Source organism: Streptomyces sp. ME02-8801-2C (genome assembly GCF_033793965.1).
Taxonomy (GTDB): domain Bacteria; phylum Actinomycetota; class Actinomycetes; order Streptomycetales; family Streptomycetaceae; genus Streptomyces.
Map to the genome: position 1 here is coordinate 359,983 of NZ_JARAXP010000006.1, position 24,353 is coordinate 384,335.

The 24,353-nt window shown below is 70.9% G+C and carries 21 protein-coding genes, 1 tRNA gene and 1 pseudogene; 16 read left to right on the forward strand and 7 right to left on the reverse strand.

The features are described 5' to 3' along the window. The first annotated feature begins 100 nt into the window (after nucleotides 1-100). The 4 genes from PV396_RS21810 (at nucleotide 101) to PV396_RS21825 (ending at nucleotide 3,264) form a co-directional block, all read left to right on the forward strand. Nucleotides 101-949 (forward strand): class E sortase, encoded by an 849-nt coding sequence (locus PV396_RS21810; RefSeq protein WP_319206962.1) that lies wholly within the window; start codon nucleotides 101-103, stop codon nucleotides 947-949. A 92-nt stretch (nucleotides 950-1,041) separates the two neighbouring features. Further along, the gene (locus PV396_RS21815; protein WP_319206964.1) at nucleotides 1,042-1,365 is read left to right on the forward strand and encodes a DUF6412 domain-containing protein; all 324 of its coding nucleotides are present in this window, start codon (nucleotides 1,042-1,044) and stop codon (nucleotides 1,363-1,365) included. A gap of 142 nt (nucleotides 1,366-1,507) precedes the next feature. Further along, on the forward strand, nucleotides 1,508-2,305 hold the full coding sequence (locus PV396_RS21820) for a YidC/Oxa1 family membrane protein insertase (protein WP_319206967.1): 798 nt from the start codon (nucleotides 1,508-1,510) through the stop codon (nucleotides 2,303-2,305). 101 nt (nucleotides 2,306-2,406) lie between these two features. Next, nucleotides 2,407-3,264 carry a fumarylacetoacetate hydrolase family protein gene (locus tag PV396_RS21825; protein WP_319206969.1) on the forward strand — a complete coding sequence of 286 codons (858 nt, stop codon included), beginning with the start codon at nucleotides 2,407-2,409 and terminating at the stop codon, nucleotides 3,262-3,264. Here PV396_RS21825 and PV396_RS21830 read toward each other — a convergent pair. The 4 genes and pseudogenes from PV396_RS21830 to PV396_RS21845 form a co-directional block, all read right to left on the reverse strand. Further along, nucleotides 3,251-3,721: pseudogene (locus PV396_RS21830) on the reverse strand (hypothetical protein); the annotation flags it as partial. The gene PV396_RS21825 and the pseudogene PV396_RS21830 overlap by 14 nt on opposite strands. A gap of 157 nt (nucleotides 3,722-3,878) precedes the next feature. Next, nucleotides 3,879-4,766, reverse strand: coding sequence for an LLM class F420-dependent oxidoreductase (locus tag PV396_RS21835; protein ID WP_319206972.1), 888 nt, complete (start codon nucleotides 4,764-4,766; stop codon nucleotides 3,879-3,881). A 127-nt stretch (nucleotides 4,767-4,893) separates the two neighbouring features. Then, nucleotides 4,894-5,436: a heme-degrading domain-containing protein gene (locus PV396_RS21840; protein WP_319206975.1), complete on the reverse strand. Its 543-nt coding sequence runs from the start codon at nucleotides 5,434-5,436 to the stop codon at nucleotides 4,894-4,896. Then, nucleotides 5,433-6,515, reverse strand: a complete 1,083-nt coding sequence (locus PV396_RS21845) for a Gfo/Idh/MocA family oxidoreductase (RefSeq protein WP_319206977.1) — start codon at nucleotides 6,513-6,515, stop codon at nucleotides 5,433-5,435. Before PV396_RS21845 ends, PV396_RS21840 begins: the two co-directional genes overlap by 4 nt. A 56-nt stretch (nucleotides 6,516-6,571) precedes the next feature. Between PV396_RS21845 and PV396_RS21855 the strand changes: the two genes are divergently transcribed. The 7 genes from PV396_RS21855 to PV396_RS21885 all read left to right on the forward strand — a co-directional run bounded on the left by PV396_RS21855 (nucleotide 6,572) and on the right by PV396_RS21885 (nucleotide 13,526). Next, the gene (locus PV396_RS21855; protein WP_416071452.1) at nucleotides 6,572-8,188 is read left to right on the forward strand and encodes an ROK family transcriptional regulator; all 1,617 of its coding nucleotides are present in this window, start codon (nucleotides 6,572-6,574) and stop codon (nucleotides 8,186-8,188) included. Nucleotides 8,189-8,241: 53 nt separating this feature from the next. Continuing rightward, a complete protein-coding gene (locus PV396_RS21860) occupies nucleotides 8,242-8,667 on the forward strand; it encodes a hypothetical protein (protein ID WP_319206979.1) in 426 nt (141 codons plus the stop codon). A gap of 151 nt (nucleotides 8,668-8,818) precedes the next feature. Further along, nucleotides 8,819-9,634, forward strand: a complete 816-nt coding sequence (locus tag PV396_RS21865; RefSeq protein WP_319206981.1) for a hypothetical protein — start codon at nucleotides 8,819-8,821, stop codon at nucleotides 9,632-9,634. A 130-nt stretch (nucleotides 9,635-9,764) separates the two neighbouring features. Beyond that, the gene (locus tag PV396_RS21870; RefSeq protein WP_006373991.1) at nucleotides 9,765-10,544 is read left to right on the forward strand and encodes an HAD-IIA family hydrolase; all 780 of its coding nucleotides are present in this window, start codon (nucleotides 9,765-9,767) and stop codon (nucleotides 10,542-10,544) included. A gap of 151 nt (nucleotides 10,545-10,695) precedes the next feature. Next, a complete protein-coding gene (locus PV396_RS21875) occupies nucleotides 10,696-11,316 on the forward strand; it encodes a hypothetical protein (RefSeq protein WP_319206985.1) in 621 nt (206 codons plus the stop codon). A gap of 6 nt (nucleotides 11,317-11,322) precedes the next feature. Next, nucleotides 11,323-11,994: a class F sortase gene (locus tag PV396_RS21880; RefSeq protein WP_319206987.1), complete on the forward strand. Its 672-nt coding sequence runs from the start codon at nucleotides 11,323-11,325 to the stop codon at nucleotides 11,992-11,994. A 506-nt stretch (nucleotides 11,995-12,500) separates the two neighbouring features. Then, a complete protein-coding gene (locus tag PV396_RS21885) occupies nucleotides 12,501-13,526 on the forward strand; it encodes a glycoside hydrolase family 6 protein (protein WP_319206989.1) in 1,026 nt (341 codons plus the stop codon). Between the two features lie 196 nt (nucleotides 13,527-13,722). Here the strand turns inward: PV396_RS21885 and PV396_RS21890 are convergent, their stop codons facing one another. The 3 genes from PV396_RS21890 to PV396_RS21900 all read right to left on the reverse strand — a co-directional run bounded on the left by PV396_RS21890 (nucleotide 13,723) and on the right by PV396_RS21900 (nucleotide 18,286). Then, nucleotides 13,723-15,660 (reverse strand): galactose oxidase-like domain-containing protein, encoded by a 1,938-nt coding sequence (locus PV396_RS21890; RefSeq protein ID WP_319206991.1) that lies wholly within the window; start codon nucleotides 15,658-15,660, stop codon nucleotides 13,723-13,725. Further along, nucleotides 15,657-17,699 (reverse strand): glycosyltransferase family 2 protein, encoded by a 2,043-nt coding sequence (locus PV396_RS21895; RefSeq protein WP_319206993.1) that lies wholly within the window; start codon nucleotides 17,697-17,699, stop codon nucleotides 15,657-15,659. The genes PV396_RS21890 and PV396_RS21895 overlap by 4 nt, the downstream gene beginning before the upstream one ends. Nucleotides 17,700-18,212: 513 nt before the next feature. Continuing rightward, a tRNA-Lys gene (locus PV396_RS21900) sits at nucleotides 18,213-18,286 on the reverse strand. Between the two features lie 181 nt (nucleotides 18,287-18,467). Between PV396_RS21900 and PV396_RS21905 the strand changes: the two genes are divergently transcribed. From PV396_RS21905 to PV396_RS21925, 5 genes are all read left to right on the forward strand, one after another. Continuing rightward, nucleotides 18,468-19,979, forward strand: a complete 1,512-nt coding sequence (locus PV396_RS21905) for a peptidoglycan-binding protein (RefSeq protein WP_319206995.1) — start codon at nucleotides 18,468-18,470, stop codon at nucleotides 19,977-19,979. Nucleotides 19,980-20,095: 116 nt separating this feature from the next. After that, nucleotides 20,096-21,223 carry an SPFH domain-containing protein gene (locus tag PV396_RS21910; protein WP_319206997.1) on the forward strand — a complete coding sequence of 376 codons (1,128 nt, stop codon included), beginning with the start codon at nucleotides 20,096-20,098 and terminating at the stop codon, nucleotides 21,221-21,223. 121 nt (nucleotides 21,224-21,344) lie between these two features. Continuing rightward, nucleotides 21,345-21,950, forward strand: coding sequence for a lytic polysaccharide monooxygenase (locus PV396_RS21915; RefSeq protein ID WP_319206999.1), 606 nt, complete (start codon nucleotides 21,345-21,347; stop codon nucleotides 21,948-21,950). Between the two features lie 113 nt (nucleotides 21,951-22,063). Beyond that, entirely contained in the window at nucleotides 22,064-22,603 is a 540-nt protein-coding gene (locus tag PV396_RS21920) for a DUF3592 domain-containing protein (RefSeq protein WP_319207002.1), read from the forward strand. A gap of 40 nt (nucleotides 22,604-22,643) precedes the next feature. After that, the gene (locus PV396_RS21925) at nucleotides 22,644-24,296 is read left to right on the forward strand and encodes an AMP-binding protein (protein WP_319207003.1); all 1,653 of its coding nucleotides are present in this window, start codon (nucleotides 22,644-22,646) and stop codon (nucleotides 24,294-24,296) included. Nucleotides 24,297-24,353: the final 57 nt, after the last annotated feature.

Consider the following 24,353-nt stretch of genomic DNA (forward strand, 5'->3'; position numbering starts at 1 on the left):
CCCCGGCGGGCGTGTAGCGGGCCTGGGACGGGCCTGGTCACTTCGAGAGGTCTGGCCTATCGTGCAGGCGACCCACGTGAGGCGCGGAGGAGGCGTACGCATGCGGGCTCGGGCTCCTGCGGCACAGGTGGTACGGCACCGCACACTCCGCCGGCGCGCTTTCCGCCGCCGCGCGCTGTGGACCTGCGGCGAACTCCTCGTCACCCTCGGCACGGTCCTCGCGCTCCTCGTTGTCCACCAGCTGTGGTGGACCAACCGCCAGGCCGAGCAGGGCGCCCGGCAGGAGGTACGGGCCCTGGAGCGGGAGTGGGGCAGTTCGGCGGGCGGCTCCGATCCCGCCGACGACACGGACGGTACGGACGGCACCGACGGTACGGATGCCACGAGCGCGGCAGGGGCTTCCGGCTCCGGCGGCTCCGGTGGCTCCTCGGACTCCTCCGGCGGCGCAGGAACCGGCAGCACCCGCCGCACCAACTCCGGCTCAGATCAGCCCAGTTGGTCCCAGGCGTACGCCATCCTCACCATCCCCCGTCTCGATCTGCGCGTCCCCGTCGCCGAGGGCGTCAGCAAGCCGGACGTCCTCAACAAGGGGTATGTCGGCCACTACCCGGGTACGCAGCAGCCGGGCCAGGCCGGGAACTTCGCCCTCGCCGGGCACCGCAACACCCACGGCGAACCCTTCCGGTACATCAACCGGCTGCGACGCGGGGACGCCGTCCAGGTCGAGACGGCCGACGCGGTGTACACGTACACCGTCGACCGGACACTCCCGCAGACCTCCGCCCATGACGACGGCGCGATCAGGGCCGTACCCCGCTCCACCGTCAGACCGGCCTACGGCTACCGCACCCCCGGCTACTACCTCACCCTCACCACCTGCACCCCGGAGTACACGTCCCGCTACCGTCTGGTCGTCTGGGGCAAACTCGCGTCGATGCGGCTCCGCTGAACCCGAAGCCGGGCATCCTGTATAACGAACAGCAGGACATGTAGCAGACACGTAGTCTGACGCAGGGACGAGCGAGAGAGGGGGGCGTGCGCATGATCCGGAGCTGGAATCCGGTCCTGGTGAACCCGCGTACCGCCGCCGCGCTGTTCCTGCTCCTCGTCGAGGTCGCGCTGCTCGACGCCGGCAGCCTCTCCGCCGCCGTCGCCCTCGCGGCGACCGCCGCCGCCGGGTCCGCGTTCGTCGCCTGCTCGCTCATCGCCTCGCGCCTCGCGCCCGCCGTACCGCCCACCCGGGTCCGTACGGCCATCCGCGACCGGGCCCGCCGTACGGCCTTCCTGCCGCAACGCGACCCGGACGCCCGCGGCCGAACCCGCCCCCGCGCCCCCGGACGCACCCTCCCGGCGACCACCGCGTAGGGCAGGCACGGCAGCACCGACAGCCGTCAGCCGACACCCCCGCGCGGGTCGTCATACCGATCATCCCTACCGAACTCCGCGTCCATGGAGTCCCGGTACATCCCGGTACGACGAGACAGACCCCCGGAGGGCTCACTCACCCATGTCCACCTTCCTGACCGCTTTCGCGAACCTGGTCGAGCATCTCGCCGACCTGCTCCAGCCGCTCTTCCACGGCTCCTCGGCCGCCGCCGCGATCATCCTGTTCACCGCGTTCGTACGACTCCTCGTGCACCCCCTGTCCCGCGCGGCGGCGCGTGGACAGCGGGCGCGCGCCGCCCTGCAGCCGAGGGTCGCCGAGCTGCGGAAACGGCACGCGAAGGACCCGAAGAAGCTCCAGCAGGCCGTCATGGCACTGCACGCCGAGGAGAAGGTCTCGCCACTGTCGGGATGCTTCCCGAGCCTGTTCCAGCTGCCCGCGTTCTTTCTGCTCTACCACCTCTTCTCCAACCCGGAGATCGGCGGCCGGACCAACGGCCTTCTCACCCACCGGCTGCTCGCCGCGCCGCTGGGCGACCGCTGGGCCGACGCGCTCACCGGGGACGGGCTCCTCGGGCCCGCCGGGCTCGTCTACCTCGGCCTGTTCGCCCTGGTCGCTGCCGTCGCCACCTTCAACTACCGGCGCATGAAGCTGGTCATGGCGGCCAACCCGATGTCGGTGAACGCCGGTGGCGGCGGCGAGGCGGTGCCCGGACTGGCCTCCGCGGCCAAGTTCGCGCCCTTTGTGTCCTTCTTCACACTCTTCTCCGTGGCCGCCATGCCCCTGGCCGCCGCGCTGTACATGGTGACCAGCACGACCTGGAGCGCCGCCGAACGGGCCCTGCTGTACCGCTGGCAGCTCACCCCGCAGACCGATGCCCGACCCGGTACCCGAACCGGCGGTGCACAGTCCAGTACGTGAACCGGGTATTGCGGACCGGACGCCCAGCTTGGACGATCGACCAGTCCTCCGATGAATGGTGACCGGGGGAGGTAACAGCGGGACAGAGGGAGAGAGCGACCATGAAGCTGCTGCGAGTCGGTACGGCGGGGTCGGAGCGGCCCGCGCTGCTCGACGCCGAGGGAACCCTGCGGGACCTGTCGGGGATCGTCGCGGACATCGACGGGCAGCTGCTCGCCGACGACACGGCTCTCGGCCGGATCCGCGCCGCCGCCGACGCCGGTGAGCTGCCCGCGCTGGACGAGACCGGTCTGCGGATCGGGCCGCCGCTGGCCGGCGTCGGCAAGATCGTGTGCATCGGGCTCAACTACCACGACCACGCCCGCGAGACCGGCGCCGAGCCGCCCGCCGAGCCGGTGATCTTCTTCAAGGCGGCGGACACGGTCGTCGGGCCGTACGACACCGTGCTCGTGCCGCGCGAGTCGACGAAGACCGACTGGGAGGTGGAACTCGCGATCGTCATCGGACGTACCGCCCGCTACCTCGGCTCGCACGAGGAGGCGCTCGCGCATGTCGGCGGGTACGCGATCTCGCACGACGTCTCCGAGCGCGAGTTCCAGCTCGAGCGGGGCGGGACCTGGGACAAGGGCAAGAACTGCGAGACGTTCAACCCCCTCGGCCCCTGGCTGGTGACCGCGGACGAGGTCCCCGACCCGCAGGCTCTCGGACTGCGGCTGTGGGTCAACGGCGAGCTGAAGCAGAACGGCACGACCGCCGAGCAGATCTTCGGGGTCGCCGAAGTCGTGCGGTACGTCAGCCAGTTCATGACCCTGTACCCGGGTGACGTCATCAACACGGGTACGCCGGCGGGCGTCGCGCTGGGTGAGCCCGAGCCCCAGCCGTTCCTTCGGGCGGGGGATGTGGTCGAGCTGGAGATCGACGGGTTGGGGAGGCAGCGGCAGGCGTTCAAGGACGCGTGAGCGCTCCGCTGGGTTGGGGGGATTCGGGTGCGGGTTCGGTGGGGGCTGGTCGCGCAGTTCCCCGCGCCCCTGAGACGGCGCTTCGCGCCTGTTCAGGGCGCGGTGCCGCTGAGACGGCGCTTCGCGCCTGTTCAGGGCGCGGTGCCTCGCGTGCCACCGAGGTGATCAGGTCTCGCAGTCTGGATACGTACAGGCGCATGTTCTTGTGGGCCACGTCTGTGTCCGGGTAGCGGGCGGCGAACTGGAGGCCCTCGTGCAGGCGGGTGATCCAGGCGCAGACCTGGTCGCCGTACGAGACTCGGATCAGGCCGTACGCCTTCAGGTCATCCCACCTCTCCGAGCCCGCGATGTCCCGGGTGTCCACGAACGAGGCGATCGAGTACAGGTCCGGTGAGGTGGGCCGGAAGTCGGAGCCCAGCAGTTTCAGCACCCGGGCGATCGGCATCCTCGACAGCTTGCCGTCGCACCGGGCGATGAAGTTCCGCCACTCCGCGACGATCGAAAAACGACCGACCGCGTCCGGAGGAAACGCGCCCCCCTCGGGACCTGGGCAGATCCCCTCCAGTCCCTTACGTCTCTCTCACGTCTCCCGGACCTCCTGGACCCCCTCCCGACTACTTCAGGAGGTCGGCCAGGCGGCGCCAGCCCTCGCGGGGGAGTGCGCCCCTGGACCTGTCCTCGACGACCTGGAGGGTGACATGGTCCGCGCCCGCCGTGTGGAAGGCGTCGACGCGCTCGCGTATCCGGCTGTCGTCGCCCCACGCGAACACCGCGTCGATGAGACGGTCACTGCCGCCGTCCTTGAAGTCGTCCTCGGTGAAGCCGATACGGAGGAAGTGGTTGGTGTAGTTGGGCAGCGTCAGATACATGGCGAGGGTGCCTCGGGCGGTCGTCCGGGCGCTGTCCGGGTCCGTGTCCAGTACGACCTTCAACTCCGGTGCCAGCAGCGGGGTTTCGCCCAGCGCGGCGCGGGCCTGCGCGGTGTGTTCGGGGGTCACGAGGTACGGGTGCGAGCCGGCGGCGCGGTTCCGCGACAGCTCCAGCATCTTCGGGCCGAGCGCGGCCAGCAACCGGCGTTCGGCGGGCTGACCCGCCGCGTCCAGGGCGTCGAGGTACTCGACCATCGAGGCGTACGGGCGACGGTACCGCTCCGCCATCCCGGCGTGACTCACCCCGAGGCCGAGCAGGAAGCGGCCGGGGTGGCTCGCTTCCAACTCCGCGTAGACGGACGCCGTTTCGGCGGCCTCGTAGTCCCAGATGCTCTGGATGCCGGTGGCCACGACTAGCCGCGAGGTCGCCTCGACGAGCGGGACGGCGTGCCGTACGCCCGGACTGCCGCCCAACCAGAGGGCCGGGAAGCCCAGTTCCTCCAGTTCGGCGGCGGCCTCGGCGCGCTCGGTGGCTCCCTCGGGGTCCTCCGCACGCATCCCGAAACTCCAGATGCCGTACCGCCCGACGGTTTCCTTCAGTGTGCCGAGCTGTGAGGCGCTGACCTGGTTCATCGGTTGTCTTTCCCTCCGAGTCCGGATGCCGTGCTACGGCTCGGTGAAACGGAGGGACCCTCGAGATAATTCCCGGCAATGCCCGGGGACGTGATCCCGTGACCGCTCCCGGCTCCCCCTACACCTTCTACACCTTGAGGAACGTCTCCAACGCCTCCACCACCATGCGGTGGTCCTGGAGTTGGGGCAGCCCCGACACCGTCACCGACCCGATCACGCCGACGCCCTCGACCGTGATCGGGAACGAGCCGCCGTGGGCCGCGTAGATGTCCGGGTCGAGCCGTGAGTCCGCCTCGAACGTCGTGCCCTTGGCGCGGAACCGGGCGCCCACCAGATAGGAGGAGGCGCTGTACCGCTCCACGACCCGGCGTTTGCGGTCGATCCAGGCGTCGTTGTCGGGGGTCGAGCCGGGCAGGGCGGCGTGGAAGAGCTGCTGGCCGGCCCGGTGGATGTCGATGGCCACCGGCGCCTGCCGCTCCCGCGCCAGCTCCACGAGCAGCGAACCCAGGGTCCAGGCGTCCTCGTGCGAGAACTGCGGGAACACCAAGTGCCGTTCCTGTGCTTCGAGTTCCTCGACGCTCGGGGTGAGTTCGGGCGCGATGCGCGGCCCGAGGGACGGTTGTCCGGTCGCCTTGTGGCCGAGGTGCTGGCCGGGCTTCTGGCTGGTCATCGCAGGGTCACCGTCACCTTCTCGTTCGCGGAACGCCGAGCCGCTTCCAGTACGTCGAGCGCGGCTGCCGCCTCCAGCGCGGTCACCGGGTTGGGGCCGCCGTCGCGCAGGGCCGCGGCGATCGCAGAGTAGTACTTCTCGTACGCGCCGGGCAGGGTCGGCTCCGGCCGCCCACCACCCGTGAGCGGGGACTCTCCGGCCCCGACCCGCCCCCACATGCTCTCGGGCTCGAGCCCCCAGCCGGCGTCCCCCGGCCGCCCGCCCGACTTCAGGGTGTCCTCCTGCGGGTCGAGGCTGTACTTCACGTACCCGGCGCGCGAGCCCAACACCCGGAAGCGCGGACCGAGTTGGGCGGTGGTCGCGGAGACGTACAGATGGGTGCGTACACCGCTCGAGTGGGTGAGCGCGATGAACGTGTCGTCGTCGGTCTCGGCGCCCTGGCGGCGGATGTCCGTCTCGGCGTAGACGGAGTCGACGGGACCGAAGAGGGCCAGTGCCTGGTCGACGACATGGCTGCCGAGGTCGTACAGCAGTCCACCGAACTCCGCCGGGTCGCCGGACTCGCGCCAGCCGCCCTTGGTCTGCGGACGCCACCGCTCGAACCGCGACTCGAACCGCCAGACGTCACCCAGTTCGCCCTCCGCGAGCAGCTTGCGCAGGGTGCGGAAGTCGTGGTCCCAGCGGCGGTTCTGGAAGACGGAGAGAAGCAGTCCGCGCTGGTCGGCGAGGGTGGCGAGGTCACGCGCCTCGGCCGCCGTGCCCGCCACGGGCTTGTCGACGACGACGGGCAGGCCGGCCTCGAGGGCGGCGGTCGCCAGCGGGACGTGCGTCTTGTTCGGGGACGCGACGACGACGAGGTCCAGCTCGTCGGCGCGGGCGAACAGCTCGTCCGGGCCGCCGGCGATCCGTACGTCCGGGAACCCGGCGCGGGCCCGCGCCTGCCGCTCCGGGTTCCCGGTGACGACCGTGTCGAGGACGAGGCCCTCGGTGGCGGCGATCAGCGGGGCGTGGAAGACGGAGCCCGCGAGGCCGTAGCCGACGAGGCCGACGCGGAGGGGTGTGCCAGTCGTACCAGTCATGCCGTCCACTTTCGCAACGCTGTTGCCAAAGTGCAAGCAGTGGGGACAATGTTCACGTGACCAGCGTGAACAGGACGAACGCCCGCCCGAACCGCGGCGGGGACCCCGCCGTTGCGGCCCCGGGGGTCAACCTGCCGGCCCTGCGCAGCCACAACACCGCGCTCGTCCTCGACCTCCTGCGGGCGGCCGGCCCGGAGGGCATCAGCCGCCTGGAACTGGCCGAGCGAACCGGCCTGACCCCCCAGGCGGTCAGCAAGATCACCGCCCGCCTGCGCACCGAGGGCCTGTCCGCCCAGGCGGGCCACCGAGCCTCCACGGGCGGCAAACCCCGCACGGTACTGCGCCTGGTCCCGGAGGCGGGCCACGCGGTGGGCGTCCACCTGGACCGCGACGAGGTGAGAACGGTGCTGGTCGACCTGGCGGGGACGGTGGTGGAGGAACGCAGAGCCCCCCTGAACCTGGGCGCGGGCGCGGAGACAGTGATCGAGGGGGTGGCGGGGGAGGTGGGGGCGCTGCTGCTCGGCTGGGGGGCGGGAGGGCCTGGTGGGTCCGGGGAGTCCGGGGAGTTCGGGGAGTTCGGCGGGTCTGGCGGGTCTGGCGGGTCTGGTAGGCCCGGGGAGTCGAGTGGTTCCGGGACGGCCCGTAGGTCTGGTGGGGCCGACGTGCTTGGGGAACTCGGCAGGTCCAGCCGGGTCCAAAGGCCCAGCGGAGCCGGGGGGTTCGGGGGGTCTCGGGGGTTCAGGGGTTCCGCAGGGTTCGGCTGGTCGAGCGGGGCCATGGGGGCCGACGGGGCCGAGGGGCCCGGCAATCTGGGCGGTCCCGGCGGTCCCGGCGGTCCCGGCGGTCCCGGCAGTGCCGGCAGTCCCGGGGGTTCCCGGGAGCCCGGCGGGCATGGTGGCCCCAGTGGGCCCGGGTCCCCGGGCGGGGCCCCCGGCGGGCATGGTGGCCCCGGGTCCCCGGGCGGAGCCCCCGGCGGGCATGGTGGCCCCGGTGGGGCCGGGTCCCAGGTCAGGGCCCTGCTCGGGGTCGGAGTCGCTCTGCCCGGCCCGCTCGATCACGCCCGGGGCGTCCTGCATCGGGTGACCGGGTTTCCCCAGTGGGACGGGTTTCCGTTGCGGGACGCGCTGGCCCGGCGGCTCGGGGTGGCGGTCGCCGTCGACAAGGACACCAACGCCGCCGCGCTCGGGCTGGCCGTCGGGGGCGAGGGCGGCTCCTTCGCCTACCTGCATCTCGGTACGGGGCTCGGCGCCGGTCTGGTGATCGGCGGAGCGCTGCACCGGGGGGCCAGGACCGGCGCCGGGGAGTTCGGGCACCAGGTCATCCAGCTGGACGGACCCCCCTGCGGCTGCGGCGACCGCGGCTGCATCGAGGCGCTGTGCCTCGCCGCGGTGGCTCGCGGCGACCTGGACGAGGCGGCCCGGGTGCTCGGCGCCGGCGCCGCCAACCTCGTGGGGCTGCTCGACATCGACCGGGTCCTGCTGGGCGGCCGTACCGTCGCCGCGCAGCCGGAACGGTTCGTACGAGGAGTCGCCGCCGTTCTCGCCGAGCGCGCCCGGCGCGAGGGGGCCGACCGGGCGGTGCCCGTAGAGGTCGCCCCCGGCGGGGCACGCGGAGTAGCGGAGGGCGCGGCCCAACTCCTCCTCGGACCCCTGTTCGGGCGGGCGGAGGGATGAGCGCGGGACGAAACCCGGGGGGGCCGGCCGCCCCGCCCTGCGATCCTCGGTCCATGACCGCTCGCAACCGGCGCAGGCGCCCCGGACGAAGACTTCCCCAGCACCTGGCCTGGCCGCTCACGACCACCGACGTCAACGAGTCTCTCGGTGAACTCGCCTCGCACATAAGGGAGTTGCGCTTCCTCGCCGGGCGCGACAGCGGGACGGTCGTCCTCGGAGCCGGCTGGCTCGCCCCCGAGTCACGCAACTACGGCCGAGGCGTCCACCCGGACAGCGTCGGCTTCTCCGTGGACGTTCACCCGGTCGACTCGGCCGAGCGCGCCGCGATCCGTGCCGTCCTGAGGGAAACCGCCCTCCCGCGACTCCACGCCTGGATGACGCAGGGCCTCACCGGTGCCGAGACCTGGCGCCAGACCTCCCACCTCCGCCACTGGCACCTCACCGACGGCCGGCTCACCCACACCGACGAGGCGGCATGAGCCGACGACGAAGAGCCGACCACGACCGAGTCCGCGGAGTGTGCCGAGTCCGCCGATCGGGCGCATTCGCGGGCCCGTTCGGGGCGTAGCACCGCACACCCCGGAGCGGTGTCGCCCGACACCCCCACCTCTCCGGCATGGTCATGTGTTCATGCGACTGTGTACCTGCGTCACCAACACCATCACCGCAACGGTCACCGCAACCGCGACAGCCGCCCTCCTCGCCGCACCGGGAGCCCTGGCCGTCCCCGCGCACGCGGCCGGCTGTGCCGCCGCCACTCCCACCGACCGTGACTTCCCCCTCACCACCCGCATCCACGGCGGCCCCGCCGCCTACGGAGCCGGTGGCGAGCACCGGACCTGGCGGCTCGACCTCACCAACAACACCGCCCGGACCTGCACGGACATCCACCCCGTCCTCGTACTCGTCGACGAACGCCGTGCCCTGACGGCGGCCCAGCCCCGCCTGGAGTTCTACGACGGACACCGCGCCCGCCCCTACCCCGTCCGGTTCGAGGCCACGGACGCCGACGAGACCATCGGGGTCTTCGACGGCGACGGGTTCCCCGGGTTCACCGTCGAGCCGGGACGGACCCTCTCCGTGGAGGTGCGGCTCGCCATCGGCGCCGGAGCGGTGGCCAACGACATCGTCGCCAACGCGGCCGTCGTCCAGCGGCACGCCGACGACGGCGACTGGGTCGGCCAGTCCAACGACTACCACTTCCGCGTCCTCGCCCCGGACCAGGCGTCGAAGTCCGAGCCGCAGCCGGAGTCGAATTCCGCGTCGCACTCGCCCTCGGCCCGTCCCGTACCCGGCGTACGGGACGGGCCGGCGCGCACCGGTGAGCTCGCCGGCACCGGTCGCCGCGAGGCCGCGCTCCGCCTCGCCGGTATCGCGTGCGTGCTGCTGCTGACCGGCGGCGGCGTCCTGCTGATCGCCCGGGTCCGAGGCGTGGGACGGACCTGAACCGGCCATTCCCCCAAGATCCGGCCTGTGACAGTCTGGGGCGCACGCGCCATCTCGTACGCGTGTACGGCAACGCGGCGCGACCACCGCAACGCAACGCAACAAGCAGTGCAGGAGCAGGAGACCGGACATGGCAGACCGCAAGCCCATCGACTCGTGGCTCACCGACATGGACGGTGTGCTCATCCACGAGGGCGTGCCGATCCCCGGCGCCGATGCCTTCATCAAGAAGCTGCGCGAGTCGGGCAAGCCGTTCCTGGTGCTCACCAACAACTCGATCTACACCCCGCGCGACCTGCACGCCCGCCTGCGCCGTATGGGCCTCGAGGTGCCCGTGGACAACATCTGGACCTCGGCGCTCGCCACCGCCAAGTTCCTCGACGACCAGCGCCCCGGCGGCACGGCCTATGTCATCGGCGAGGCCGGCCTGACCACCGCCCTGCACGACATCGGGTACATCCTCACCGACCACGAGCCCGACTACGTCGTCCTCGGCGAGACCCGCACCTACTCCTTCGAGGCCATGACCAAGGCCGTACGCCTGATCGAGGGCGGCGCCCGTTTCATCGCCACCAACCCGGACGAGACCGGCCCCTCCACCGAGGGCCCGCTGCCCGCGACCGGTGCCGTCGCCGCGCTGATCACCAAGGCGACCGGCCGGAAGCCGTACTTCGCGGGCAAGCCCAACCCCCTCATGATGCGGACCGGGCTGAACGCGATCGGCGCGCACTCCGAGACCAGCGCGATGATCGGCGACCGCATGGACACCGACGTCCTGGCGGGCATCGAGGCCGGCATGCAGACCTTCCTGGTCCTGACCGGCCTGACCGGCCCCGACCAGGTGGAGAACTTCCCGTACCGCCCGTCCAAGATCGTCGACTCCATCGCGGACCTCGTCGACCGAGTCTGAGCCCACCCTCGGGCGGCCTTCCAGCAGATCTTCCGGCGGCCCTTCGGGTACGCCGCCAAACCCGTCGCAACCCGTACGGAGCAGCCGTACCCGCTCCGGAGATGCGGACCGCCGCCCGGAGGAGGAGTCTCCAGGTGTCTGGAGGTTCACGATGAGTTCCATGCGACTCACTCTCTGTGCCGGTGCCGTGGTCGCCGCCGCGCTCACCGCCGTGCCCGTGGCGTACGCGGCCGGCGGGGGCGTCACGGTGACCCCGGCCTCCCCGGCGCCAGGCACCGACGTACGGCTGGTCGTGCGCGGCTGCACGGGAAAGACGGGGACCGCGAAGTCCGAGGCGTTCGTCGCCGATGTGCTGCTCGCGGCGCGGGGGCCGGACGGCGCGCTCGTCGGCGGGTCCCGCGTCCGCTCCTCGCTCGCGCCGGGCACGTACGACGTCACCGTCGGCTGCGACGGACAGAACGGCAAGGTCAAGGGCGCGCTCGCCGTGTTCGCGAAGGGAGGACCGGGTGAAGGGGCCGGAAAGCCGTCCCCCGGCCGTCCCTCCACGAACCCCTCGGCCGGGCCCTCGCGCGGCGCCGCCTCACCCGTCGCTCCCGTGCCCGCCGGTGGCGGCGGCGCGGCGGAGGAACTCGCCGCCGCCGAGCGCCTCGCCGACGACGCGCGGGGCGCGGGCCCCGGCACCCGGCAGGCCGTGGTCGGGCTGGTCCTCGCGGGCGTCGCGGCGGTCGTCGTGGCGGTGCGCGGATTCCGCCGGGGCCGTGGGACGGACTGACCCGTCATGTCCGACGCCGACGACGAACGCTCTTCCGGCACCGCGCGCCTGACCATGGGCGTGGCCTGGGCGCTGCTGCTCCTCGGGCTGTGGCTGTGGGGCCGCGAGGTGACCGACGTACGCCACGGCATATCCGCGCCCACCACCGGCGACATCGCCGCCGTGGGCCGCCCTCCGGACCCCGAACTCCCGCCCGCGCACGAGCCGTTGAGCGGCGCCCTGCCGCAGCGCGTGGACATTCCCGCACTGGGTGTGCAGGCCCCGGTGGTGGCCCGCGGCCTCGACCGGCGCGGCGCGATCGACCCGCCGCCCTTCGACCAGGCGGGCGTCGTGGGCTGGTACGGATCCGGTACCCGGCCCGGCGCCGCCGGTGCCGCGCTCCTCGTCGGGCACGTCGACACCGAGAGCCGCCCCGCCGTCTTCTACAAGGTCAGCACCCTGCGGCCGGGCGCGACGATCCGCGTCACCCGGTCGGACGGCAAGGTCGCCGAGTTCACCGTCGACGACATCCGAGTCCTGCCGCGCGAACGCTTCGACGCCCAACAGGCGTACGGCACCCGGCAGTCGGGCCGCGCGGAGCTACGGCTCATCACCTGCGGCGGTACGTTCGACCGGGCCACCCGCACCTACACGGCGAACGTGATCGTGTCGGCGTACCTGACAGGAATGGCAGCCTGAACCCGTGTCTCCGGAGAGTCACCCCATGCCCCCGCCCTGCCCGGTCGGCGACCCGCTCCCCCCATGGCCGCCGACCGGGCCGGCCCTCGACCGCGCGCGCTCGGGCTGCGGGAGTAACCCGGCGACCGGCGCGGGAGGTTCCGTTACCCGCCCCCGAAACGCGGACGGTGAACTGTTGGCCCGGGCTGGGGCCGCCCGGGACGACTGTAGAACGGATGAGCGCCCAGGCCTAGGGGAGATTAACGCCAAGTCCCCGTGCGGTGGCTCTGAGTCATCCACGCAGGTACGCGGGTAGTGGACGGCTCAACGAACCGTCCCTCAGCCGCCGCCCCCGGCCCCGCCGTTCGGGGCCGGAGCCGTCCGGATACCCCGCCCGAACACGCTGTAACAGCTAGCCGACAACGAACGGGCGATCTCGTGGGCGCCCGGCCACCTATGTCAGGATTGAGGCTTACGCCACTGCATCCAGGGAGGGGACCAGGACAGTGCACCCGAGGGGGAGTTCGATGTTCGGCAGTAAGGGGGCGCCCTGGGGGAGGGCGTCCGTGGCAGTGCTGGGGGCGGCACTGCTGTTCACCGGTTGTTCCTCCGACAAGGGGGACGGCGACGAGCCGGCCAAGGAGGCGGCAGCCAGGATCACCCAACAACCGAAGGGGACCAACCCGTTCTGGGTGAATCCCGACGGCAACGCGGCGGAACAGGTCGCCGCGTACGTCAAGAACGACAAGACGACGGACGCCGAGCAGATCCGGAAGATCGCCGAGCAGCCGACCGGCGAGTGGATCAGCCCGGAGAGCCCGGAGGCGGAGGCCCGCGGCTTCACGGAGGCCGCGCAGAAGGCGGACCGCTCCGCACTCCTCGTCCTCTACAACATCCCGCACCGCGACTGCGGCCAGTACTCCAGCGGAGGCGCCGCCGACGGCGACAGCTACCGCGCCTGGATCGACGGCGTCGCCAAGGGCATCGGCGACCGCGCGGCCACGGTGATCCTGGAACCGGACGCGATCCTCCACCTCGTGGACGGCTGCACGCAGGAAGAGTTCCACGAGGAGCGGTACGACCTGCTGAACGGGGCGATCGACACGCTGTCGGCGCTGCCGAACACCAAGGTGTACCTGGACGCGGGGAACGCCGGGTGGACGCATCCCGACCAGATCTTCGAACCCCTCAAGTGGGCCGGGATCGAGAAGGCGGACGGGTTCTCCGTCAACGTGTCCAACTTCTACTCCACGGCGGACTCCATCGCGTACGGCAAGGAGCTGTCGGCGAAGGTGGGCGGCAAGCACTTCGTGGTGGACACGTCCCGCAACGGGAACGGGCCCTACACCGGAGGAAAGGCCGAGGAGAACTGGTGCAACCCTCCTGGGAGGGCGCTGGGGGAGTCTCCGACGGTGAAGACGGCTGATCCGCTGGTGGATGCGTATCTGTGGGTCAAGCGGCCGGGGGAGTCGGACGGGGAGTGCAAGGGGGGGCCCAAGGCCGGGCAGTGGTGGGCTTCTTATGCGCTCGGGCTTGCGAAGGCGAGTAAATGACCAAGGGGGGTGGGGGTTCTGTGGTGGGTCGGCTGCGGGCCGTCCGTGGCTTGTCGCGCAGTTCCCCGCGCCCCTAAAAGCGACTCGGCGCCCCTTGCCAACAAGGGGCGCCGATCACCTACCTAGGGGCGCGGGGAACTGCGCGACTAGCCCCCACCGGCCCGCAGCCGACAACGCACCCTTTGACCCGAGTGGATCAAGGCACCTTCACCCACTGAGCCTTGCTCGGAGTCCCCTGGTCGTCCGTCACGAACAGCATGTACCAGCCCGACTCCACCAGGTTCCGGTTCTTCGGGACCGTCACCGTGATGGTGTCCTTCGTCTTCTTCAGGTCGAGGGCGATGGAGCGCTGGTCGACGTCCGTCACGTGCGTCGACGCGCTCGGGCGGATCAGACGCGCCGTCTTGATCGTGGACGCGTCCGCGGACTTGAAGGTGCCCGACGCGCCCCGGGCGATCGTCTGCGGGCCGCCCGACAGCGAGGGCTGCGCGTCGTGGTACAGGTACGGCGGCGTGTAGATCTCGATGCGCTGTTCGAACTTGCCCGGCTTGGTGTCGGCCTTGTCCGCGTACAGGGAGTCCGAGCCGAAGAACATGATCCGGCCGTCGGGCAGCAGGATCGAACCCGAGTGGTAGTTACGGCCCACCAGCGGGTCGGCGACCCTCCTGAGCTTCCCGGTCTGCGCGTCGTACATATGGGCCTGGAGGATGTTGGAGGCGCCACGGCCCCGGTAGTCCTCCGAGCCGCCCGAGATCATCACCGTGTCGTCGGGGAGGATCGAGTACTGCGGGTAGCGCGTGCCCTTCTCCAGTGACGGCCCGTCCGTGAACCTCGGGTCGGCCGCCAGGAGGTCGATCAGGCGGGTCTTCTTGCTGGAGAGCTTCGACTCGCCGACCCCGCCCCCGCCGATCACCATGTACTTCTCGTCCTGCGCCGGCGGCAGCAGCACCGTCCCGGCGGTCTCCAGCATGTTGGGGTCGCTCAGCCCCTTCAGCTTGGTGAACTTGTTCGTCGCCACGTTCCAGATACCGGGGTCACGGCCGACGTTGTCGGGTCCGTAGCCCGCGTTCGCGCCCGAGTAGAACATCTCGCCGTTCTGCATCAGCGAGATCGCCGGGTACGTCGGGAACTGGCGGGTGTGGGTCGTGTACGTCCACTTCTTGGTCTTCGGGTCGTACATCTCGTTCTTGCCCGGCACCAGCTGGCCGATCTCGTCCAGGCCGGAGAGGCTCAGGATCTTGCCGTCCGACATGGTGGTGAGCGTCGGGTACCAGCGGGCCTCGTTCATCGGGTCGACCTTGATGTACTTCTCGGCGACCGGATCGAACTCGAAGGCGTCGCGGATGCCCTGGAAGTCCTTCTTGTCCAGGGCGAGCTTCTCGGCGATGCCGTACGTGTTGCGGGAGTCGGCGCCCGACAGGCCCTGCACGCGGTAGTTGTCCTGCGTACCGGTCTCGTACTTGGCGCCCTTCTTCTGCGCCTCGACATAGATCCGGCCGAGCCCCGGCTCGTTGCGCAGGAACGCGCCCGTCGCCTTGTCGAAGACCTTCGTCGCGCGCTCCACGACGACCGGGTCCTTCGACACGAACGTCTTGCCGTTCTCCTTGCCGGTGAACTTGGTGCCCGCGGGCAGGGTGATCGGCTTGTCCGGGTTCTCGTTGTGGACGACCATCAGGCCGCCCGCCTTGGTGACGTCACCCTTGAGCTTCTCGTACCGCTTGGTGCCGCCCGCGATCAGCAGGTTGCCGTTGGCGAGCTGCGTGTGGCCGGTGCAGAACAGGTCGGCGGGCGTCGGGATCTTCTTGATCGTGCCCTTGACCGGGTCCCAGATGCGGGTGTCGAACTTCTTCGCGTCGAAGTTGTCCGCGTTGTTGCCGGAGCCCGCGACGAGCAGGACCTTGCCGGTGTGCAACAGGGCCGCGTGGATGGTGTTCTGCCGGTACTTCTCCGGGAAGTTCACCACCTCCCACTTGCCGTTCTCGGCCTTGTACTCCGGTCTGTTGATCTTGTAGTCGTGGTACTTCTCGGTGCTGAAGCGGTACACCCACGGCCCGTTCATCCCCGCCAACGCGAGGACCACCGCCGTGCCTATCGCGAGACGACGGGCGCGGCGGCGGCCTGCACGGTCTTTCATTCCTTACGTCCCCCAAGTCCACCAAGGGCAATCTGCATGGTCTGGTCGTTGCCCCCGCTCCCCACGCTGCCTTCGCCCGTCCCGCCCGATGCGGCCCACTGGGGCTTGTGCTGCGGCGCATGGGTGGAGTGGGGGGCGTGCGGGGCGTGCGGGGCGTGTGGCGTCTGTGCCGTCGGCTGGGCCGGCACCGTCGGGTACGGCGAGGGGACGGCATCCTGCGGCTCGGCGGCGGCGGCCGGACGGGCGGCAAGCTTCTTCTTCTCCTGGCGCAGCATGAGCCGCCAGACGATGATCGGGGTCGCGGTGATCCCCGTGGCGAACGTCGCCCAGATGATCATCGCGGGGTGCGAGTGCCCGAAGGCGAAGCCGGCCGCGATCGAGCCGCCGAAGATCAGGATGAAGTACCAGTGGTACCTGAACGTCCCGAACCAGCGGTCCGGGCTCGCCGAGTCGCCCTTGGGTGTGACCACGAACTTGCTCTTGCGCCGCAGCGCGGAGTCGATGAGCGCCTTCGCGTAGAGCGGCGCCGACAGCGCGGACATCACCATGCCCGCCACACCACCCGAACCCTCCGGCTCGTGCGGGGAGACGTTGTGCCGCCGGTTCCAGATGTACAGGCCGATCTGCAGCGCCGAGGCGTTGCCGTAGAGCATCAGCCACACGGTCGGGTCGATGTTCACACCCGAGGCGCCCAGGCCCAGGAACAGCGCGCAACTCAGCGCCGCGAGGATCCAGTTGAGGGCGGACATCGGGTAGAAGATGATCATCATCGTGTAGTTGAAGAGCTTGCTCGGCGGCAGCGAGTACCAGCCCTTCCAGTACTGCGTGAGGATCGTCTCGTACGTCCCGCGCGACCAGCGCATCTGCTGCGTGAAGAAGTCCGTCCACGCGCTGGGACCCTCACCGACCGCGAGCACGTCCGGCGTGTAGACCGAGCGCCACTTCTTGCCCGTCGCCGGGTTCTTGTGGCGGTGGATCTCGAAGCCGGTCGCCATGTCCTCGGTGATCGAGTCGTACAGTCCGCCGATCTGCTTCAGCGCCCTGATGCGTACGGCGTTGCTGGTGCCCACGAACATGGGCGAGCCGTAGCGGTTGCCGGCCCGCTGGATCAGCGCGTGGAAGAGGAACTGCTGCGACTCGGCGGCCTTGGTGACGAAGTTGTCGTAGTTCCCGTAGACCTGCGGGCCGATGACGAAGCCGATGTTCGGGTCCCGGAAGAAGCCGAGCATCCGCTCCAGGTAGTTGGGCAGCGGGACGTGGTCGGTGTCGACGGAGGCGAAGAAGTCGTAGTCGTCGCCGTGCGCGTCGAGCCAGGCGTTGTAGTTGCCGTGCTTGGTCTTGGCGCGGTGCGGGCCCTTGGGCTGGTTCCACTTCGCGACGCCCTTGCGGGAGAAGTGGTGCACGCCCAGGCGCTCGCAGACCGCCTTCACATCCGGGTCGTCGCCCTCGTCCAGCAGCCAGACATGCATGAGGCCGCGGTGCCGGATCCGCACCGCGGCTTCGAGCGTCTTCGTCACCATGTCCAGCGGCTCCTTGCCGGGCACGAAGGAGGTGAGGAAGGCGACTCTGGTGCCGGTCTCGGGCACCACCGGGATCGGGTCGCGGGCGACCAGGGTCGCGTGCGCGTTCGACAGCACGTTCAGGCAGCGGAACAGCTCGATCAGACCGATCGAGACGAGCATCACGATGTCGAGCGCCGGCAGGAAGTCGTAGGCCGGGTAGTCGCGTTCGGTCCAGTGCGCGGGCTGGAGCAGCCAGACGAGCAGGACGATGGAGAGCAGCGGAGCGGCTCCCAGCATCAGCGCGGCTCGTAGGCGGTGCGGCTCCTGCGAGAGCAGGGACCGGTACTTGACCGTGTACGGCTTGGTCGGGTCGGGCTGTGTGAGGGGTCCGGCAAGCCGGCTGTAGTGCTCGTAGTCGTACTTCGGCAGGGTCTTCTTGATCCGGCGGAAACCGCCGGTCCGGTTTGACGGCAGCCTGAGCTGGGTCGTCTGTGATCCGTCGAAGTTGTGCCGGGCGCCCGTCGGCGTCGACGTCATGAGTCATCCCCCCACACGCGGGTCACCGCGTGTTTGTCGGTTCCTATGCGTTCGCTCGGCCCCCCTCGGCCTTCACAAACGCATCAGTAATGGACCACTGCCCCCACGTCATCCACACTCTATAGACATGGAAGTGTGCCCTTCCGGTTGCATGATGCCCCCCTCGGCATCTGTTCATGAACGGGGCCCCATCCCCGTGTCAACGCAACCGGTCCCGCCCCCAAGTGCCGCGTATCCGCAGCATCTTGCAGCCCAGGGTTCTATGCCGTTCAGCATGATCGCAAGACGCGAAACACGGTGTTTACCGGTCATACGCGCTCATTGTGACGGCTGTTGAGCCCGATTGGTGTGACTGTGGCCGGTTGTGCGCGGATGATGTCGAAGTGCTTACGAATTGTCTCCCTGGGTGTTCGAGGAAATCCCCGGCGGTCTTCCGAGGCGCGTACTGCCGGGCGCGACGCCGGGCGGACGCGAACAGGCCCCCCGCTGAGCGGAGGGCCTGTCGTGTGTCTGTGCGCCGCCAGGGACTCGAACCCCGGACCCGCTGATTAAGAGTCAGCTGCTCTAACCAACTGAGCTAGCGGCGCGCGGTGACGTCGACAACTCTACCCGACCCCGGTGCATGGTCCGGACCACCGGAGTGTCGCGCCGGGCCGTGGGCCCGCTGTACATCATTCGGACCGTCAACATGCGACAGCGGGTGACAGTTGAGAAACTGCGAGCGTGGAGAAGCGCGCAAGTCATCGCCGGGTGAGTGAGGGGAATCGTATGGCGACTCCGGTATTCGAGGAATTCGATCCCGCGAGCGACTGCGAATGCCCCGGATGTGTTCACGGGCGAAGGGCCGCACCCTATTCGGGCCCGGTGTCGGGCACGGGTCCAGGACCCGCCCGTACGGCCGTCAGGCGGACCCTCGTCGTCGCCGCCGCGGCCTCCACCGTCCTCGGCGCCGGCCACGCCCTGCCGGCCGCGGCCGCCCCGCACGCGCCCCAGCGTCCGGGCGTACCCGCAGGTGACGAGCCCGACACCCCGCAGGGAGGCAAGGCGCCACTGCACGGCCCGTCCGGCAAACCGGCGTCGGGCAAGCTGCGGGTGACGACCCGCGCGGAGATCGTCAACCGGGCCAGGACCTGGGTCGCGGCGCGGGTGCCGTACAGCATGAGCACCTATTGGGGGGACGGCTACCGGCAGGACTGTTCGGGCTTCGTCTCCATGGCCTGGAACCTCGCCGGGAACGAATGGACGGGCAGCCTCGACAAGTACGGCGTGCGGATTCCCAAAGAGGATCTGCAGCCCGGCGACATTCTCCTGTTCCACAATCCGTCGGACCCGGAGAAGGGCTCACACGTCGTCATTTTCGGCGGCTGGACGGACTACACGCACACCTATTACATCGCCTACGAGGAGACCCGCCCGCACGCCCGCAGGCAGGCCACCCCGCTCGCGTACTGGAGCCACTCGGACCGCTATCAGGCCTACCGCTACAAGGGCCTCGCCGCGAGCACGGGCGGCACCTCGGACCCGGACGACCCGAGTGAGCCGGGCGACTCGAGCGACTCCGGAGGTACGGACGGCACGGGCGGTACGACGGGGGGCGCGGCCCCCGTCGCCTCCCCGGACACGGTGACCCGGTTCCCCGGCTGGACCTACTTCGGTCCGGGCGCGAACAACAGGTATGTCACCCTGCTCGGCCGGATGCTCGTGGCGCGCGGCGGCGCCCGCTACTACACCTGGGGTCCGGGCCCGCGCTGGTCGGACGCGGACCGCAGGGCGACCCGGGCGTTCCAGCGGGCCCAGGGCTGGACGGGCTCGGCGGCGGACGGACTGCCGGGACCGCGCACCTGGGCACTGCTGGTGAGCGGGACGGGCCGGGACATCGGCGACAACCGCGGAGGGCCGGCGCCGCAGACGCCCCCCGCGACCCGGCCGGGAACGACCCCCGCGACCACCCCGGGCACGGCTCCCGAATCCCCTACGGGTACGCCTCCGTCCGCCACGGCCCCCGGCGCGGCCGGCCCGCCCTCCGCCGGCCAGGCGGTCCCCGTGTTCCCGGGGCGGGCCCTGTTCCGGCCGGGCGTCGACGGCCCGCACATCAGCCGGCTCGCACAGCAGCTGGTGTGGAAGGGATTCGGGCGCTACTACACGACCCGCCCCGACTCGCGCTGGAACGAGGAGGACCGGCGCGCGGTCCAGGCCTTCCAACGAGCCCAGGGCTGGCGGGGCGGCGCGGCCGACGGCTACCCGGGCCCGGAGACCTGGCGCCGCCTCTTCTCCTCGTAAACACAAGGCTCGTAAACACAAGGCTCGTACGCACAAAGCTCGTACGCACAAAGCTCGTCAGCACGAGGCAGGAACGCAAGGGCTGAACGCATCTGGCGCGGAGGCTGGAGGCATACATGGGTACGACGACCGAACAGACACCGGAACCCGAGGGAGCCCCGGACAGCGGCCCCCGGCCCGCCCGGCTCATCCAGAACGAGGCGACCACCGAGATCCCCGTCCACCTCCTGTTCCGCGACGAGCCCGACCCGACCCCGGTACCGCTGAGGCCGGCGGTCGTGGGGCGCAGACAGGATACGGGTGAACAGCCGCGCATCCGCAGGCCCGCACAGGCTGCTCCGCGCCCGGCGGCCCCGACCCTCGACGCCGACCTGGTGGAGCGCCCGGCGCGGGTGCTGCCCGGCGCGGTGGGTGTGCTCGCCGGTGCCACCGGGGTGGCCGGGGGCGTGCTCACCACTTGGTGGGCGGGTGCGCTGCCGCCCGTCGCGATGGCGGCGCTGCGCCTGCCGGCGGCCTACGCGGGCGCCGGTCTCGGTCCCGTCCAGTGGGCGGCGTACGCGGGGGCGGGCGCGCTCGGGCTGTTCGGGTTCGGCGGGCTGGCGCGCGGGCGGACCGGGCGGGCCTGGGTGCTCGGCCTGTTCGGCCGCTACCGGGGGACGGTCCGGCGCACCGGGCTGCTGTGGGTCAACCCGCTGCAGCTGCGCGCCCGGGTCGACGTACGGCTGCGGCACTGGCGCGGCGAGCCGATGCCGGCGGCCGACGCGAACGGGGTCGCGCTGCGGGTGGTCGTCCTCGTGGTGTGGCGGGTGCGGGACACCGCGCGGGCCACGCTGGGCGTCGAGGACCACGAGGCGTATCTGCGCGAGTGCGTCGAGGCGGCGCTCGTCCGGGTGCCGGTGGAGATGCCTGGCGCGGGACGGCGGGCGATGGAGACGGCGGGGGACGCGCTGACCCGCGTCGTCGCGGCGGACACGGCGGCGGTCGGCCTGGAGGTGTTCTCCGTACTGCCGGTCCGGGTCGAGTACGCCCCCGAGGTCGCCGCCGCGATGACGCGCCGCCGCATCGCGGCCCTGGACGCGCAGCAACGGGCCGCCGCGCTCACCTCGGTCGTCGACTCGGTGGAGGACACGGTGACCCGGCTGACCATGCGCGGCCTGGTCGAACTGGACGACTACGAGCGCAAGGTGCTGGTGAAGGACCTGACGGTCGCGTTCTGCGCGGGACGGAGCGAGCCGGGGCCGTGAGGGTGGGGGAGTCGGGCCTGTGATTGGTCTGGACATGCTCAACGGGCAGTAATAATCTGGTACTTGGTCTAGACCTGCACGCCTCACTTGAACCTCCCCCACGTTCAGCAGGAGCGGCAGCATGCGCGAAAAGACCAAGTTGTGCGCTGCGGTGGTCGGTCTGGCCACCACCGGCGCCCTCGTCCTCACCGCCGGCGGCGCCAGCGGTCACGGTTACACCGACCTCCCCATCAGCAGGCAGAAGCTCTGTCAGAACGGCACCGTGACGGGCTGCGGCGACATCCAGTGGGAGCCGCAGAGCGTCGAGGGCCCGAAGGGCTTCCCGGCGGCGGGACCGGCCGACGGCCGGATCTGCTCGGCCAACCACGCCAACTTCGGCGCGCTCGACCAGCCGAAGACCCCGTCCGGCGGCACCTGGCCGGCGACCACGGTGACGGGCGGTCAGAGCTACACCTTCCGTTGGCAGTTCACCGCCATGCACGCCACGACCGACTTCAAGTACTACGTCACGAAGCCGGGCTGGAACCAGAACCACGCCCTCACCCGTTCGGACCTCAATCCCACCCCGTTCCTCACGGTCCCTTACAACGGCCAGCGTCCGCCGGCCACGCTCTCCCACACGGGCACCCTGCCGGCCGGGCTCAGCGGTCGGCATGTGATCGTCGCGGTGTGGACCATCGCGGACACGGCCAACGCGTTCTACGCCTGCTCGGACGCCAGATTCTGAGCTTCCCTTGAGTAAATCCACGTCCCCCCACGGGTACGTTCCCCGTACGCCCCCAGGACCAGGTGAGGCGGCGTACGGGGAACCGTACCGAGCGAGAGACCGGGGGAACGGTCATGGACTTCATGTTCTACGGGGTGCCGACACTCATCATCGCGGTGGCCGTCCTGATGGCGACGTTCGTGATCCGCCGGGTGCTGCGGATGCGCCGCGCCTGGAACAGCGGCCTGACGGCCGAGGCGCGCTGCCTGCGGACGTACACGACCACGAGCGGCGGCTCCGGCGACAGCTCCGTGCACACGACGCTGCACCACGTCTACGAGTTCGTCGCGCGCGACGGCCGCACCGTCCGCTTCGACGAGCCGCACGGCTCCGGCGCGGTCATCGAGGGCGACTACGTCACCGTCTTCTACAGCGAGGGCGAGCGGATCAACGCCACCGCCCACCGCCCGAGCCCGGTCCGGCACGGGCTTGCCCTGGCAGGCATCCTCGGGTTCCTGGGCGTGATGGTGGTGTTCTGCGTCGGGTTCATGGTGACCTACAGCCAGATCTTCGACCCGATCGGCGACGTCTTCTTCGGGACGAACGACGGGTACGTGGTCGACGAGCAGACGGGGGAGACCTTCCCGGCCGACCAGTTCGCGGAGATGCCGTGACCCTCCACATCTGACGATGCGTCAACTACCGTGCGCGCCCATGGAGTCCAAGGACAGGAAGCGTACGGTCGCGGAACTCGTCGAGGCGCGGTGGGGCGACCACCGGCCTGGGCTGTGGTGCGAGGACCGGACGCTCACGCATCACGAGGTGGCCGCGGGCGCGGCGGCCAGGGCCGCGCTCCTGACGGACCTGCTGCCGCCGGGCGCCGAGCCGCACGTGGGCATCCTGCTCGACAACACCCCCGAATACCCCCTGTGGTTGAGCGCGGCGGCCCTCGCCGGTGCCGCCGTCGCCGGTATCAACCCCACCCGCCGGGGCCCCGAACTGGCCCGCGACATCCTGCACACCGAGTGCCCGGTCCTGCTCACCGACCGCACCCACCTCCCACTCCTCGCGTGCCTCGAACTCCCCGGCGTACAACTGCTGTTGACGGACACGGAGGAGTACGAGGCACTGCTCGCCCCCTACGCGGGCGCGGCGCCCGACCCCTCCCGAGCCACCCCCGCCGACCGCCTCCTCCTCTACTTCACCTCGGGCTCGACCGGCGCACCCAAGGCGGCGATCTGCACCCAGGGCAGGCTCGCCGCGGCCGGGCGGACACTGGCCGAGAACTTCGGGGTGCGCCCGGACGACGTGCACTACGTCTGCATGCCGATGTTCCACGGCAACGCGGTGATCGCGGACTGGGCTCCGGCGTTGGCGGCGGGCGCCGGGGTCGCCCTGCGCCGCCGCTTCTCGGCCTCCGGTTTCCTGACGGACGTACGCCGGTACGGGGCGACCTACTTCACGTACGTGGGCAGGGCCGTCCAGTACCTCCTGGCCACCCCCGCCCGGCCCGACGACCGGAACAACCCGCTGCGGCTCGGCTTCGGCACGGAGGCCGGGGCGGTGGACGCGGCGGCCTTCCAACAGCGGTTCGGCGTACGGCTGGTGGAGGGCTACGGATCCTCGGAGGGCGGGGCGGCGGTGCGATGGACGCCTGGCACCCCGGCCGGCGCGGTCGGCCGGGCGGCACCGGGCGACGACCTCGCGGTGGTCGACCCGGCGACCCGCGCCGAGTGCCCGCCGGCGGACCTGGATGCCTTGGGCCGGCTGCTCAACGGCACCGCCGCGATAGGGGAGTTGGTGAACCGGGGCCCCAACCCCTTCGAGGGCTACTGGCGCAACCCGGAGGCGGAGTCGGCCCGCCGCAGGGACGGCTGGTACTGGACGGGCGACCTCTTCTACCGGGACCCGGACGGCTTCCTCTACTTCGCGGGCCGCTCCGACGACCGGCTGCGCGTCGACAGCGAGAACCTGGCCGCCGCGACGATCGAGAACATCCTCGCCCGGTACGAGGACGCGGTGGCCGTCGCGGTGTACGCGGTGCCGGACCCGGTGGCCGGCGACCAGGTCATGGCGACGCTGGCCGGCACCTTCGACCCGGCGGCCTTCACCGCTTTCCTGGCCGCGCAGCCCGACCTGGGGACGAAGATGGCCCCCAGATTCGTACGGGTCGTACCGCGCATGCCGGTCACCGCGACCAACAAGATCCACCGGGCGGGCCTCAGGCGAGAGGGCTTCCGCTGCCCTGACCCGGTGTGGTGGCGCCCACCGGGCGAGGAGACGTACCGCGTACTCACCTGCGACGACGTGACGGGCCTGGTGGAGCGGTACCGGGAGCGGGGGCGTGAGGAACTGCTGACCAGATAGATGGCGAAGGACCTCGAGCGGCTGCGAGAGGTCTTCCACCGGGAAGCGGCCACATCG